The sequence below is a fragment of the Paraburkholderia sp. GAS334 genome (genome assembly GCF_050436625.1).
Lineage (GTDB): Bacteria > Pseudomonadota > Gammaproteobacteria > Burkholderiales > Burkholderiaceae > Paraburkholderia.
Genome location: NZ_JBNDMO010000003.1, coordinates 189,194 through 203,940, shown reverse-complemented (window position 1 = coordinate 203,940; position 14,747 = coordinate 189,194). Strand labels below are relative to the sequence as shown.

The window sequence follows — 14,747 nt, the reverse complement described above, 5'->3', positions numbered from 1 at the left end:
TTCCTGCTGCTTCCTCCGAGCGGCTTGCATGCGCTGCAACCCCATGCTCGCCATGACGACAGGTAAGTAAGTCTCGCGACTCGAGAAGGCGATTCTGCGAACGGAGGGTGACGCACCTGCAATAGCCTGGGAAGCTCATACGAGCGGATATCCCCCAAAAAAAGCGCCCGCGATTTCGCGGGCAGAGGCCATGCCAAGGGGGCGGCATGGGGAAGAAGTAGATGGAAGCGTCGGGATCGTCGGCCCATGAATCAATGTGAACGCACGTTGTGCAGCCGCAACCACACTTTGGTTTGTCTACGCACGCGCTCGCGCTTCCGTTGATGGCTGTTCGCGCTCATCGCAAGCACGGTCTTGAAGGTGCCGCGTTACTGCTTTACGGGATCCTTGCGCGGAGATATCTGTGAGTCAGCCTACGTCGGGGTAATCGTCTGAATCGTGCAAAATCTGGCAGTAGTCGTGTGAAAAGCCGCTTGCAGTAAGGTTCACCGGTTCTTGCAAGTGGCGCCACGTGCCATGTTCACCGCAACAGCTCAGGCGGTGTCAACAGGTCAGCCGAAGGACGCTTGCGGGTTGCCCGCTGCCAGTGCTTCGATACGATTCGGCGCCGGCGGGTAGATCCACTTCGTGTTGATCATCTGTTTGCGCGCCTTGCCTTCGGCGTTCGTCAGTTTGATCTGTCGATCCCAACCTTCCGAATAGATAGCGCCCCATTCGCCAAGGTCGACGCAAGTGGCATAGAACGGCTGTCTATATTCCAGGGTCGGGACACCGATCAGATCTGCGGCTACGTTGTGTCCGCCGAATTGCCCCATCACGATAGCGTGCTGACAGGACATCAATGCGTAGCGCCCGTTATCGTCGCACAGCGCGCGCGCCACATCACCCGCCACAAACACATCAGGTGCTTCTGCCGCGCGAAGATCCAATGCCACTTCGACACGTCCCAGCGGATCAAGACGCGAAGAAACTTGCGCAGCCAGTGAGCTGGCACGCATGCCGCCCGCCCAGATCACGGTCCTGGCTTCAATAAGGGTGCCCGACGCAGTGCGAACCCCGTCCGCATCGACCGACACCACGCCAGATCCAAGTACTGCCTCAACGCCCAGCGAGTCAAAGGCTTCAGATACATACGGCCGAGGATTGGGGCCAAGATCGGGACCAATATCGTCCTGAGATCCGATCACGACGACGCGAACAGCCGCGTCAGCGCCAAACAACTCGCGCATTCGCTTAGGCAATTCAGTTGCAACCTCGATACCCGTAAAGCCACATCCGACAACTGCGACAGTGTTGCGTGCAGGCGAATCCGGCAGTTTCGCCAGTTTTGCGAAGTGGTTGTCGAGAGCTACTGCGTCCTCAATACGATCGACAGAGAAGGCGTACTCCGCCAGACCCGGAACCGGCGGCCTGTTCAACTTGCTGCCGCTGGTCAACAACAGCCGGTCGTACGCGAGCGAACGCTTTAGCCCCTTAGCCGACACGACACTCACCGTCTTGTCATGAACGGAAATCTCTTCGACACAGCCCTCAAGAAAATTCACGCCAATGGCGTCAAGCAGCGGCCGCAGCGGTGCAGCCATCCGCCGTGGCTCGCTTTCGTACAGCCGCGGGCGGATCTGCAATTCCGGTTTCGGCGAGATCAAGGTGATTTCAACGTCACTGTTCCTTATACCAGCACCATCGAGCACGCGAGCTGCCCCTAGTGCACCCCACACTCCGGCAAAGCCGGCACCCACTATCAAGATCTTCTGCGACATGATTATTGCCTTCGGTTAGAGACTTACGAAGTCGACGGCAAGCACCGAACTCATAACAACCGGTCCCTTGCCTCAATCCAGTTTCGAAATAACTGAGCGAAACCGATCGACGAACGAACAACTTCACACGATGTTGTCCACGGTCGACACCGCCCGGCTGCGCGGTCAATGACCGGAATAGACTGGACGCTCCACGAGGCGTGCCATGGTGCTCGTGCCTGCCTGTGAGGATCCGTCCGCAGTGCCTCCGTAACCCGAGGTTGTGGCGTTTTGCGTAACGCTATTGGTTGCCTGCAGCCGGGCTGTGGCGGCCTGTATGTCGGCCGGGTAGTTCGGATCGTTGCGGCGCGTTGGATTGTCGCCAGCCTTTTCGAGCTGAACCAGTTCCGCACGTACTCGGGCGCGCGTGAGGTCAGCGTTCGATTGCTGGGCGGACGCAACAACAGGAATACTCAGAACGGCTGCGACGAGTGCTGCATAGATCTTTTGTCTCATAATTCGGACGCCAAAATGATTAGAGTTTGTTTCACTCAAACGCGTCGTACGGTACTGCGCAATGAAAAGCAAAACCAAAGCGTCGCTGCACGAATGTGCCTACTTCTCCGGCACGAGAACGGGCGCCCCCTTGTCCTTCAAAAGAAGCACGATGAACTTCGCGGGTTTAGTCTGGCTCGCGTTGCGCCCGACCGTGTGTACATCGTTCGGACCTTCATAGAAGGTCTGTCCAGGCGTCAGCGTGACTTCCTTGCCGCCCTTGACCTGCATCACGATCGATCCCTCCAGCACATAGACAAAGGCGTGTGCATGATGCCGATGGACGGGATCGACGGAACCCGGCGGATAGGTCACGGTGATCATCAGGGCTTCCTTGCCCGGATAATCGTCCAGCGGCTTTGTCATCAGCGGGGTCACGACGGCTTCGGGAGCCGCGGCGCGAGCCACGCCGATAAGCGCGCCTGCGGCGACGAGCATTGCGATTGCGGTGTTCTTCATGGTGTGCATTCCAGATAACGCGGCCCGCACGCGCGGGACGAAGATGAAGAAGAACGAAAGAACTGGACTGTTCAGGCGAGGTTCGCCTTGTCGAGGCCGAATGCCTTGTCGGCCGAACCCGGCACGGTCCTGAACGCAACGTTCGCGCGGTTCCAACCGTTGATGGCCATCACCTCGAACGTCAGGTCAGACAGTTCCTTCTCGGAGAACTGGGTACGCACGCGTTCGTAGATATCGTCGGGCACGCCATGCTCGGGAAGCGTGGTCAGAGCTTCAGTCCACGCGAGTGCGGCGCGCTCGCGCGGCGCGAAGAGCGTCGATTCGCGCCAGATCGCGAGATGATGGAGGCGCAGTTCGCGCTCGCCGTGCATGCGCGCTTCCTTCACGTGCATGTCGACGCAAAAGCCACAGCCATTGATCTGCGACGCCCGGATCGACACGAGGTCCCGGATCGATTCTTCAATGCCGCTGTCCTTCAGCCGATTGCTGAATTCAAGGAACTTCTTGAACAGCTCCGGCGATTGCTGAATGTAGTTGATACGCTGCGTCATGGATCCCTCCTGGCGACGACGGTGAACATCCACGCTTAGCAGATGTCGTTAGCGGCAACGCGCCGCACGAAGTCATCGTAGGTGGACGCGGCGTAGCGCGGTAGACATGCAAACGGGCTCACGGTGTTGCCCCTTTGGCACCAATCGGCACCGATCAAAAGCAGGCAGGCGCGTGCAGGCCGGAGAAGAGCGCTCAGGTGTTGCCGTGTGCCGCGGCGATCCGCGCCAGCTTGTCGGGATTGCGCTGCACCAGAATACGGACGATCCGCTCGCCGTCCGTTTCGAATGACTGAACCGATTCGAGCTTGCCTTCGAAAAAGCGCAGAAGGGCCCATTGATCGTTGAGCACCACGAGCTTGACGCTGAGTTTGCTGCCGTAGCGCAGGCACGAAGCGTAGAAAAGCTGTGCGATGCGCCGGCCGCCCACCATCGGTTTCAGGGAGCTCGGGACTTTGCCTCCGCCGTCGCCGATCAGCATCGCATCTTCGGCCAGCAAGGCGTTGATCGCAGGGAAATCGCCGCGCTCCAGCGCCTGCGCGAAGGTACGCAGCAGGCGGAGATGTGTCTCGCGCGGCACTTCGTAACGCGGGCGTTCATCGCGTAGTTGCGCTTTTGCACGGCTGACCAGCTGGCGGCACGCGGCCTCCGTCTTGCCGATGGCTTTAGCGACTTCGTCATAGTCCGCGTCGAAGACCTCGCGCAGCAGGAACGCTGCGCGTGCTTCCGGGGTCAGCCGCTCGAGCTGCATCAGAAATGCCACGGAGACGTCGTCGGCGCGCTCTCTGACCCCTTCGGGCGTTTCAGACGGGTCGGTCATGGAATGCCTCTTGAAGTATTGGGCTGCTCCGATGCTCTAAAGATAACGGTGGGCCTCGGTACTCCATTGCACGCGTCATACAGGCTCGCGCAGGGCAGTGGCGACGCGTTGCGCTACCCGGTCGATTTCTTCCTCATTGAAGGGTGCGAACACGTCCCCCTTCCTCTAAGACGTTCCGCGCACAAAAGTTGTGACATCCGTCCGGATTGGCGGCACTGCTAGCGCCAGATTCCGCACGATCCGGACGATTACCCCGTTATGGCGACGTGGCGGTGGCGCGAGTCGCGCGCATGCGTATCTGGCTGCGTGCGACTCGCTGGTGCTCGACAAATTCGTCGGCCTGGCACCAGCTTCATGTTGCGCCGATGTTCAATTTGTCCGCGCGAACGAGCGGAGACCGCTCGTCGGGCGTAGCGTCGGGGGTGTGCGCCCCGCCGCTCGACCTGGCAGGAACGGACGTCGGCACTGCTTCGAGGCGATGCACGTCATGCGTGACGAACCCGACTTCGTGACTCGGAACGGAGAACCAGTCCGGATTGCGGAACGAACGGCGGATGTCAGCGAGGCCGCTCTCCCAGTGCTCGCCCATCGTCTCGGTGCTGAACTCATAGTCCTTGTAGTGTCCTTCGAAAGCCTTGCTCTGGTAGATCAGGTGCACCACGTTGACCGCACTGCCATCGGCGATCTCTTGTGCCTTGCTCATGAGCGGATGGGTGTGCCGTATGTTCTCCGGGATGTGCCTTAGCAGCTCCTTGATGAGACAGGCATGCTTACGGTTCTTCTCCATGAACGCTGTGACGGTGCGGGTCCGGCTCGAGTACTGGATATCCTTGGTCCGCGCAGATACGTCGAAGAGATTGCCAGGCAGATTGCCGCGCGCGCTCCACAGGTCCACCTGAAACACTAGCGTGTCCTTATGCTGCGATTCCCTGGCGATTTCGGTCAGCGGCGTGTTGGAAACGAGGCCGCCATCCCAGTAGTACTCGCCGTCGATTTCCACCGCGGGAAAGCCCGGCGGCAATGCCCCCGACGCCATGAAATGCTCGGGCGCGAGGCGCATCTTCGTATTGTCGAAATAGACCAGGTTCCCCGTGCGAACGTTGACCGCGCCGACCGAGACACGGATATCGCCGTCGTTGATCCGGTCGAAATCGGCATACTTCAGCAGCGTCGCGCGCAATGCGGTCGTATCGTAGAAGCTGACCTGGCTGGGCGGGTTCACGGCCAGACCGAGGGTGCCCATTGGCGAGCGCGGCGTGAAGAATCCCTTCTGGCCGATCGTCAACGTGCGGCTGGCGGCCCACATGCTCGACCATTTCTGCGCGAGGTCCAAAAAACCGAATGTCGCCGGCCACCAGGCGCCCACATGGCCTACCAGGTCCGTGGGCTGGCTGATGGTGTTCCAGAATCCGCGCAACGCTTCTACGCGATCCTCCGGCGCGTTGCCAGCGATGATAGCGGTGTTCAACGCACCAATCGAGATGCCCGATATCCACGTCAGCCCGACGCCGCTTTCCGCCAGCCCTTCAACCACGCCTGCCTGATAGGAACCCAGCGCGCCGCCGCCCTGCAGGACCAGCGCCACTTCGTCATAGTGCGGCAACTCCAGGGGACTCGCCAGCCTGGTTTCGTTGCGTTGACTGCGATGCATGTCTATCTCCCGGTGCTCATTGCATGAACCAGCCGTGGCTGACTACGACCGACTGTCCGGTCAGCGCCGCCGATTCGAATCCGGCGAGAAACGCCACCGTCTCCGCGACGTCGGCTGCGGTCGTGAATTCGCCGTCCACGGTTTCCTTCAGCATCACGTTCTTCACGACTTCCGCCTCGGAAATACCAAGCGCTTTCGCCTGTTCCGGAATCTGCCTGTCAACCAGTGGAGTACGGACAAAGCCCGGACATACAACGTTCGCTCTCACGCCGCGCGGACCGCCTTCCTTTGCGACGACCCGAGCAAGACCCAGCAGACCGTGCTTGGCGGTGACGTAAGCCGACTTCAGCTTCGACGCTTCGTGTGAATGAACGGAGCCCATGTAGATGATGGAGCCTCCCTTTCCAGAAGCGTACATATGCCTGATAGCAGCCTTCGTGGTCAGAAATGCGCCATCCAGGTGAATGGCGAGCATCTTCTTCCAGTCGGAAAAGGCGTAGTCTTCAATCGGGTTGACAATCTGGATGCCCGCGTTCGACACCAGCACATCGATGCCGCCAAGTTTGCCAACTGCGTCTTCGATACCGGCGTTGACCGCTTCTTCGCTCGTGACGTCCATCGACACCGCAAGTGCTTTTCCACCCGCGGCGACGATACTGTCCGCGACCTGCTGCGCGTTTGTCAGATTCAGGTCAGCAATGACGACCGCCGCGCCATCCGCAGCCAGCGTGCGTGCGCATTGTTCACCGATACCGCTTGCTGCGCCCGTGACGAGCGCGACCTTTCCTTGCAACGACATGATCTATTTCCTCCGTGAGTTACTGGTTGACGGCGAGCTTGAGTGCTTCGTCGGGGGCGAGGTAGTCGTAGGCAACCTCGCCGATATCGAGGGTGAGATTCGCGATGACGTGCCGCGCGCCCACGACTTTCCTGACCGGGAGGTCGGCGACGGGCGCCAGCGCATGTGCTTGCAGTTCGAGCGCGGCGGGACCTTCCCATGCGCCCAGCACTGTCACGTCCCGCAGATAGAAACGGACCAGCTCGCAGATTCTCGGCGAGCCGTCGACGTGCGGAATGACCTTCAGCAGGTAGTTCGGCGTATCTGCCAGCTTCCTCCGCTCGGCCTCGATATTCAGTGGACGGAATTTATAGCCCATCGTGCCGGTCGCGACCCGTTGCGTCCCGTAGTCGAGGGTGCCGAGCAGCGTGTCGTTGCCGTCGATGCTCAGGCGCGGCGAAGCGAGCTTCTTCGGGAAGCCCCAGATTTCCCGGCCGCCTGCAATCGGACCTTCATCGTCCAGATACATCGCATGCGTGTAGCCGGCCTTGCGGCCTTCGTCATCGATCACCGAGATCACCTGACCGCTTTCGGTGTAGTTGCCGAAACCGGACGAGTCCGGCATGCGGATGAACTCGTAATGAACCAGACCGCTGTCGACCGTCAGCGGCTCCGGAACGACCGCGCGCAGCGCATCGATGTCAGTTTCGTATGAAATGATGAAGTACTCGCGATTGAGGAAGCGAAACGGCGGACGCGGATACGAGGGGTTATGCACGGGCATCGCATATGCGTTCTTGTGGATGTCTGCGACTTTCATGAAATAGTCCTGGTAAATGTTAAAAAAGAGCCACCGATAAACATGTGTGCACCGGCGTGCCTCCCTTGACAGAAGAGATAGATTGCAAACGCGCCTGTTGATATCGATGCCTCGACGGATACCCCTCTTACGATTTTTAAAGCGTTATCGCGACAACGTATCCTTGATTGCGAGGGCACAGATTCGGTATGGGAATTTCTAACTCGTGAGACTAGTGACGAATGCCGATCCGGCGCTTTCTGCCCGGACACTGGCCACGGCGACAGCGGCCACCATGCCCGTCAACAGCACGACGGTGGCCACCCGCACTTAGCGGATGTCGTTAGCGGCAATGCGCCGCACGAAGTCATCGTAGGTGGACGCGGCGTGGCGCGGTAGACATGCAAACGGGCTCACGGTGTTGCCCCTTTGGCACCAATCGGCACCAATCAAAAGCAGGCTGGCGGGTGCAGGCCGGAGAAATATCAGCGCTCAGGTGTTGCCGTGTGCCGCGGCGATCCGCGCCAGCTTGTCGGGATTGCGCTGCACCAGAATGCGGGCGATCCGCTCGCCGTCCGTTTCGAATGACAGCACCGATTCGAGCTTGCCTTCGAAAAAGCGCAGAAGGGCCCATTGATCGTTGAGCACCACGAGCTTGACGCTGAGTTCGCTGCCGTAGCGCGGGCACGAAGGAGCCGCCAGCACTCGGGTTCTGGCCGCCGCCCCGCGAACTCCAAACGAAAGTGGCCCGGCACACAAAGCCGCAACGGGCACATTACACGTGAACCTTTTGGCCGCACTATCTGCGCCGTCAACGCGTCGATTTCGACTTGAAAAAGCCTGGTCGGCAGATCGATCTACAGTCCGTTGCGAAGATGAATTCGACGCTTGAGGAATGGCATGCGGTGTTCGTACCGATTTGATCTCGCGTTGATCAGCAATAGCCTGCGATGTCGGCGGTACAAGGGGGCGTGCCCGGTGACTTATCTGCCACCAGGGTTCGTGTACGAGCTCTACGAGCAAGCCACATATAGGAAAGGAGGACCACTGGGACGATGCCCAACAACGACACCTGCCATCCAGATTGACGAAGGTGTGCGAACAAAGCGTCGATTCGACCGGCGAACAACGCGCCCGCGAGGAGACCAGCGCATGCCCATATGCTTACGCTGGCGCAGTCGTACAAAATAAAAGAACGCGTTTTGATCGCCATGGCCCCGCAAAGAGGAACGGCGATCAGCGAAAGCCCGGGCACAAAGCGGACAATCATCAACGCACGCGCGCCGCGTCGAGAAAAGAAGTACTCGAATCGTGTAACGCACGATTGCCCCGTGAACGACAGTTTGCATACCAGCTGGAGGGCATGTGTGCCGTAGCGCTTGCCGCCTTGAAACCAGAGGAGGTCGCCAAGAACGCCACCGGAAACGGCGGCACCGAGCAGAATGACGGAGTGAAGCAGTGTACGCGCGAGGTCATATCTCGCAACGGCGATGCTCGCGCCGATCGTCATTAGCGTCGTGATGGAAGGAAACGGCAGGCCGAGCGATGAGGCAAGTACGCTTAAGAATACGATCAACGCTCCGTACCGAGAAAGCAGCTCATGGGAAAACATTTTGCCATCCTGAAAATTGATTTCGTCGTGGCCGTATCGAGCTGACTCGGATACGTTGAGAAATGCATGCCGTAACGACGGTGACCAGGGTGTTCGACCTCTCGTCTTGGTCAATTGCCGAGGCAAGAAGCAAAATCCATTTACGTTGTCAGACTATCCGTTAGTCGGCGGAAGCGACCGAAAGCAGATGCGCTTCAGAGGTCCGCAAAAAACTCCGTAACACGTCATCGTGTAACGACGACGGATTTATACAGTCAAAGTCGGCAACAACGCCAAGTCTGGATGTTCCATTGTTCACCTCGGATTCTTCGGACGTGCACCTTGCCGTTTGCGTCGTCCTTCGATCAAGTTCGTGTAACTCAAGCGCGGTTTCATCGACAACGTTCTTGCTAGCGACAGTGGCGACCGTTTTCATATCTTTGTTCTGGTTCGATGGCTGAGTTAAACGCTCGAGCGGGAAAGACCTGTGTGAGGTCTGTCAGTACGCTTTCCCGATTGATTCGGAAATCGTTTGCGTTGATAGCGCACGAAGCGAATCTGAACGCCATCGTATGCGCGTCTTGTTCGGTATAGAAGACTGCACACGGCGGTTTCCGTGTTGCCGGAAGAGCAACAATCAGCGGGTGATCACATGCGCCTTCTGGCATGGAATGTGATAGAGCAGGCCGCGTTAGAACGAGCAGAGACGTTGACCCGCCTGCCCGACGGCTGCGCTGAGCGTGAGGTCGAGTACCAGGCTCTTCTTGAGCATTTCAACGACGAGGAAATCGTGGAATTGACGTGAACCGTGGCAGTGATCAATGGAATCGCATGGCGATCCGTATGCATCAGCCGGTTGACACGAACCCAATCGACTGACGGCATGCGCTACACGCTCGGGGTAACAAGGCTGGTTGCAAAGATGCAGTCTGTCACCGCTGCGCTCCGCACGCTCTCGCCACAGGAACGTGCATCTCGCGTCAGTCAACAACGGTCACGATATTGACGGTCCCTTGTCTGGCCATTTTTGCATACGGGCACAAGCGCTCGGCACTTCGAACCAGCTCTTCCGCCACGAATCGCTCAACACCCGGCATCCGGACCCGGACATCGATGACCAATGCATAGCCTCCATCCATGGGATCACGACCAAACGAAACCTGCACCTCCACAACAGTATCGTTGATCTCCATCGCGGCGCGCGTCCCGAGCAGGTTGAGCGCCCCGTGAAAGCACGCGGCAAAGCCTGCGGCGAACAACTGCTCGGGATTGGTCCCGGTACCGGGTCCTCCGAACTCCTCGGGCAGCCGCAGATCCACAACAAGGTTTCCGTCATCTGAACGGGCCACTCCAGATGCACGGCCGTGTCCCGTCTCGCCGCCGGAAACGGTGACAGTTGTTGTGTACAGAGGATCAAAATCCCGGCCGCGATACCTGTCGAGGAGGGAAAGCGGGGGGGCATGCAGCTTCTCGTTGTCCATGATGTGTTCCCGAGATCCGTGACAAGCGTTCCGACTCTCCGTCATCCATTCGTCGAAGCCTGTGTTACCAGGTCTGGAAGAAGTTCAGGACAGCATCATCCCCGAATGACGGCGAGTTGGTGTCATCTACTACGACCTGTGCGCCAGCAAGCGCCTTGACCGGGCCTTCGCCAGTCAGCGCGCTCATACGAGTTTGTGGCGACGCGGCAGCTACGCCGTGACCCTGCGCAGTAAGCCGCGCGACGACCTTACTGCCGATCAGGCCGGTACCACCCATAACGAGATGCTCACCGTGCATCTTGATTCCTGGTGAGACTGCGGGACACCCCTGCGTCAATAGTAGGTGAGCGCGGATGGTGAAGGTAGAGCCGTCCAGGGACTCATGGTGTTTCCAGTTTGTCACCAATCCAGATACGCAGATGAAATTGGAGCACCTCGTCATGGGCTCGAAGTGAGGCTGATACCGCGCTAGCGCGCATTGGTATCGACAAGAGCCGCTGACTTCGGGGGCGGTGCCCCGGCGGCGCCAATTGGTGTCGACGCGGCAACGGTGAGTGTTCCGATGTGTATCTACCAAGGCAGGGATTCGGCACCTACCATTCCGACATCGCAACGCGGTTGACTTGACTGAGTTGACGGGTGGTTGAGGTCGTTGGTGGAGAACATCATGTTTCGTCTCGGACCTCTGTTGGTGCTAGTTGGCTGGATCACGCTATCTGCGGTCAATGTCGGGCTTGCAATTGCCATCTCGTTCAGCGGCATTCTCTGAAGCCTGATATCCACTACCCAAATCGCGATCTTCGGTCGTCCGCGAAGCATGACGAGGGAAAGGTGCGGTTCGCCATGGAAACTCCATTTATTGATTGCCTGGCAACTTCGCCGGCGTTGATCCGCACAGAACGCGCTATCGAAGTTGGTGCCCATCTTATTAGTGAGCGGGAAGGCTATACACACCACGGAATCTATGCGGGGAATGGGCAAGTTATTCACTACGGGGGCTTTTACCATTCCGCGAAACGGTGTCCCATTGAATATATTCCGTTGCGCGGCTTTGCGGCAGGAAAAGGTATAAAAGTTCGGTCTGAACCAGACGCCATTTATACCGGAATAGATGCCGTGGAGAGGGCCAGGTCCCGCCTCGGCGAAGATGAATATCAATTGCTGACCAACAACTGCGAACACTTTTGCACATGGTGTGTGCTGGGTGTCGGGCGCAGTGAGCAGGTACGTCGATGCTTAAGGAATCCATCGGCAGGTATCAAGACGTTGTTTGCCCTTGTGAGGGACACCTTCCGTGATCTCGCGAGGCCGGCTCGTCTGGACAGTCACGGTTTAGGTCGCGTCTCGTGTGGCCGGGGGCGCACCGGATGTGCACCACGATTTTCTACGAAGCATTTTTTTACTCAACGATCTGACAGGCCAAAAATGAACAGGCAGTCAAACATCAGACAGCGCGCATCACGCGCACTGATACTGGGTGTATCGGTGATGTTCGCGGCGGTGCTATCGGCCTGTGTGAACTACGCCGGCATCCACAGCGACGCTAAAACGGCCGAGCCGCAGCAGTATGCGACGCAGCATAGCCTTCCCGCCGAACAAGGCTATTGGCCTGCCGCCAACTGGGCCGACCAGTTCGGCGATGCGCAACTGAAGGCGCTGATCGACGAATCATTGAAGAGCAGCCTGACGCTCGACCTGGCGCGTGCCCGCGTTGCGGCGGCATCCGCATACAGCGAAACGGCGAAGGCGAGCACGATGCCGCGCGTCGACGCGAGCTATTCGCTCACGCGTCAACAGTTCTCGAGTACAACCTTTGTGCCGCCTCCGTTTGGCGGCTCGTGGCAGACGGAGAACAAGGGCCTGCTGAGCGCATCCTATGATCTCGATCTGTGGGGCAAGAATCGCGAAGCGCTGAAAGCGGCGATCTCGCAGCTTCAGGCGAGCCGGGCCGACGCGGAAGTCGTGAAAGAGACGCTGACGACGTCGATTGCCCGCACGTACAACCAGCTTGCGCGCCTGTATGTGCTGCGCGACATCGCGCAAGAGGAAATCACGCAGCGCGAGCAGATCGACCGCATCACGACGGCCCGTATCGCGACAGGTCTGGATACGGAGGTCGAGCGCAAGACCGCACAGGCCAATCTGGCGACGAGCCGCGCCGCGCTGAAATCGCTCGACGGACAGATTCTCACGACGCGCTATCAGATCGCCGCGCTGCTCGGCGCGGGTCCGGACCGTGGTTTGCAGATCACGCGCCCAACGCTCGGCACAGGCGACGAAGTGCACCTGCCCGACAACCTGCCCGCCGATCTCGTGGGCCGCCGCCCCGATATCGTGGCCGCGCGCTGGCGAGTCGATGCAATGACGCACGACGTGAAGGAAGCGAAGGCCGAGTTCTATCCCGACATCAACCTGAGCGCCGCGATCGGGCTCGACGCATTCGGCTTCGGCCGCTTCCTGACGGCGGCGAGCCGCACGGCATCGATCGGTCCGGCAATCCACCTGCCCATCTTCGACGCAGGCGAGCTGCGCGCGCAACTGAAGGGCCGCTACGCCGACTTCGATTACGCCGTCGCGACCTACAACCAGACGCTCGTGACCGCGCTGAGCGAAGTCGCCACGCAGCTCGCGGACGTGCGTTCGACGGATGCGCAGCTTGTCGATGCGCAGACCGCGCAGGGCGCCGCCCGCAAAGCCGACGAACTCGCGCTCGTGCAGTACAAGGCCGGTCTCACGAATCAACTGACCGTGTTGAACGCCGACGTCAACGCGCTCTCCGCCGATCAGGCCGTCGCGAATTTGCGCATGAACCGCCGCGATCAGCAGATTGCACTGGCTTCCGCGCTGGGCGGCGGTTTCGTCGATACGTCGAACGCAGATTCCGCGGCAGCGCCACGCGCCGATGCGTCCGCACCCGGTACGCCTGTCATCGCCGCGCGCTAAGCGACTACCCACCGAATCTGCCTGGAGAATTGAAATGAGCGAAATCAACACAACGGAGCGCGAGGAGACCCACGCGGCAGGTGCGAAACGTGACGCAGCAGCTGACATGAAAGCCGGAGTCGCGGACGAACCAAACGCACGCAAGCGCAAGGCGCTGCTCGCGCTGCTCGGCGTGGCTGTCATCATGTCGGCGGCGGCTTATGGCGCGTACTACATGACATATGCGCGCTATCACGAATCCACTGACGACGCGTACGTCAGCGGCAATCTCGTGCAGCTGACGCCGCAGGTGACGGGCACTGTCCTTGCCGTGAATGCGGACGATACACAGATTGTGAAGGCAGGCGATCCCGTGGTCACGCTCGATAACGCGGATGCGAAAGTCGCGCTCGGCAACGCAGAAGCGACGCTGGGACAGACCGTGCGGCAGGTGAGCAGCCTGTACGTGAACAACGATTTCTATGCCGCGAACGCCGCGCAGAAACAGTCCGATCTGGCCCGCGCGCAGGACGATCTGCGCCGCCGCCAGGCCGTCGCTGATACGGGCGCCGTGTCGGCCGAAGATATCGCGCACGCCCGCGACACCGTGACGGCCGCACAGGCCGCGCTCGACGCCGCACGTCAACAGGCTGAAGCCAACCGGGCGCTGACCGACCGCACGACGATCGAGCAGCACCCGAACGTGCAGGCCGCCGCGTCGAAAGTGCGCGATGCGTATCTTGCGTATGCGCGCAACACGTTGCCCGCGCCCGTCACCGGCTATATCGCGAAACGTTCGGTGCAGGTCGGCCAGCGCGTGTCGTCGGGCACGCCGTTGATGGCGATCGTGCCGCTCGACGGCGTGTGGGTCGATGCGAACTACAAGGAAAGCCAGTTGCGCAACATGCGCATCGGTCAACCCGTCACGCTGACGGCTGATGTGTATGGCGGCAAGGTTGAGTATCACGGCCGCGTCGTCGGCTTCTCGGCGGGCACGGGCAGCGCGTTCGCGACCTTGCCCGCGCAGAACGCGACGGGCAACTGGATCAAGATCGTGCAGCGTCTGCCCGCGCGCATCCAGCTCGATCAGAAGGAACTCGAAGCGCATCCGCTGCGTATCGGCCTGTCGATGGAAGTCGATGTGGATACGCGCAACAACACGGGCCCGCAGCTCGGCGCGGCCATGAACACGTCGTATCGCACGGATGTGTTTGCCGAATACGGCGCGCAGGCAGATGCCGAGATCGAGAAGATCATCGCGCAGAACATTGTCCCTTTGCATACGGGGTCCGCGGGCAACGTCGTATCGTCGAAGTTTTCCGCAAAGCGCGACGCAAGCGACAAGAGCGGCACTAAACAGCGCGCAGGTTAAATCGCATCCCGGGGGCGCGCCTCGCAGTCGCG

General features: G+C 59.8%; 12 protein-coding genes and 4 pseudogenes. 4 read left to right on the top strand and 12 right to left on the bottom strand.

Translation table 11 applies throughout. The features are described from left to right. Positions 1-551: 551 nt before the first annotated feature. From P3T21_RS07825 to P3T21_RS07780, 10 genes and pseudogenes are all read right to left on the bottom strand, one after another. Entirely contained in the window at positions 552-1,760 is a 1,209-nt protein-coding gene (locus P3T21_RS07825) for an NAD(P)/FAD-dependent oxidoreductase (RefSeq protein ID WP_429255349.1), read from the bottom strand. A 165-nt stretch (positions 1,761-1,925) separates the two neighbouring features. After that, the gene (locus P3T21_RS07820; RefSeq protein WP_429255348.1) at positions 1,926-2,255 is read right to left on the bottom strand and encodes a DUF4148 domain-containing protein; all 330 of its coding nucleotides are present in this window, start codon (positions 2,253-2,255) and stop codon (positions 1,926-1,928) included. 99 nt (positions 2,256-2,354) lie between these two features. Beyond that, positions 2,355-2,762: a cupin domain-containing protein gene (locus P3T21_RS07815; protein ID WP_429255347.1), complete on the bottom strand. Its 408-nt coding sequence runs from the start codon at positions 2,760-2,762 to the stop codon at positions 2,355-2,357. A gap of 62 nt (positions 2,763-2,824) precedes the next feature. Beyond that, a complete protein-coding gene (locus P3T21_RS07810; protein ID WP_429255346.1) occupies positions 2,825-3,304 on the bottom strand; it encodes a carboxymuconolactone decarboxylase family protein in 480 nt (159 codons plus the stop codon). A gap of 193 nt (positions 3,305-3,497) precedes the next feature. Further along, positions 3,498-4,109 (bottom strand): annotated as a pseudogene (locus P3T21_RS07805) (sigma factor-like helix-turn-helix DNA-binding protein); the annotation flags it as partial. A gap of 364 nt (positions 4,110-4,473) precedes the next feature. Next, positions 4,474-5,772: a DUF3734 domain-containing protein gene (locus tag P3T21_RS07800; RefSeq protein WP_429255345.1), complete on the bottom strand. Its 1,299-nt coding sequence runs from the start codon at positions 5,770-5,772 to the stop codon at positions 4,474-4,476. A gap of 16 nt (positions 5,773-5,788) precedes the next feature. Continuing rightward, complete coding sequence (locus P3T21_RS07795; RefSeq protein ID WP_429255344.1) at positions 5,789-6,571, bottom strand: 3-hydroxybutyrate dehydrogenase; 783 nt, start codon at positions 6,569-6,571, stop codon at positions 5,789-5,791. A gap of 19 nt (positions 6,572-6,590) precedes the next feature. Then, positions 6,591-7,370 carry an acetoacetate decarboxylase gene (locus tag P3T21_RS07790; RefSeq protein ID WP_429255343.1) on the bottom strand — a complete coding sequence of 260 codons (780 nt, stop codon included), beginning with the start codon at positions 7,368-7,370 and terminating at the stop codon, positions 6,591-6,593. Between the two features lie 471 nt (positions 7,371-7,841). Beyond that, a pseudogene (locus P3T21_RS07785) lies at positions 7,842-8,030 on the bottom strand (RNA polymerase subunit sigma-24); the annotation flags it as partial. Positions 8,031-8,283: 253 nt separating this feature from the next. Next, positions 8,284-8,961 carry a DedA family protein gene (locus tag P3T21_RS07780; RefSeq protein ID WP_429255342.1) on the bottom strand — a complete coding sequence of 226 codons (678 nt, stop codon included), beginning with the start codon at positions 8,959-8,961 and terminating at the stop codon, positions 8,284-8,286. Positions 8,962-9,556: 595 nt separating this feature from the next. Between P3T21_RS07780 and P3T21_RS07775 the strand changes: the two genes are divergently transcribed. After that, entirely contained in the window at positions 9,557-9,745 is a 189-nt protein-coding gene (locus P3T21_RS07775) for a hypothetical protein (protein ID WP_429255341.1), read from the top strand. 175 nt (positions 9,746-9,920) lie between these two features. On the opposite strand, the gene P3T21_RS07770 is transcribed toward P3T21_RS07775, so the two are convergent. Next, the gene (locus P3T21_RS07770; RefSeq protein WP_429255340.1) at positions 9,921-10,421 is read right to left on the bottom strand and encodes an Ohr family peroxiredoxin; all 501 of its coding nucleotides are present in this window, start codon (positions 10,419-10,421) and stop codon (positions 9,921-9,923) included. Positions 10,422-10,491: 70 nt separating this feature from the next. After that, positions 10,492-10,719, bottom strand: a pseudogene (locus tag P3T21_RS07765) (NAD-dependent epimerase/dehydratase family protein); the annotation flags it as partial. A 545-nt stretch (positions 10,720-11,264) separates the two neighbouring features. On the opposite strand from P3T21_RS07765, the pseudogene P3T21_RS07760 reads away from it, so the two are divergent. The 3 genes and pseudogenes from P3T21_RS07760 to P3T21_RS07750 all read left to right on the top strand — a co-directional run. Continuing rightward, a pseudogene (locus P3T21_RS07760) lies at positions 11,265-11,570 on the top strand (lecithin retinol acyltransferase family protein); the annotation flags it as partial. 276 nt (positions 11,571-11,846) lie between these two features. Next, positions 11,847-13,364, top strand: a complete 1,518-nt coding sequence (locus P3T21_RS07755; RefSeq protein ID WP_429255569.1) for an efflux transporter outer membrane subunit — start codon at positions 11,847-11,849, stop codon at positions 13,362-13,364. 34 nt (positions 13,365-13,398) lie between these two features. Beyond that, positions 13,399-14,715 carry an HlyD family efflux transporter periplasmic adaptor subunit gene (locus P3T21_RS07750; protein WP_429255339.1) on the top strand — a complete coding sequence of 439 codons (1,317 nt, stop codon included), beginning with the start codon at positions 13,399-13,401 and terminating at the stop codon, positions 14,713-14,715. The last annotated feature ends 32 nt before the right edge of the window (positions 14,716-14,747 follow it).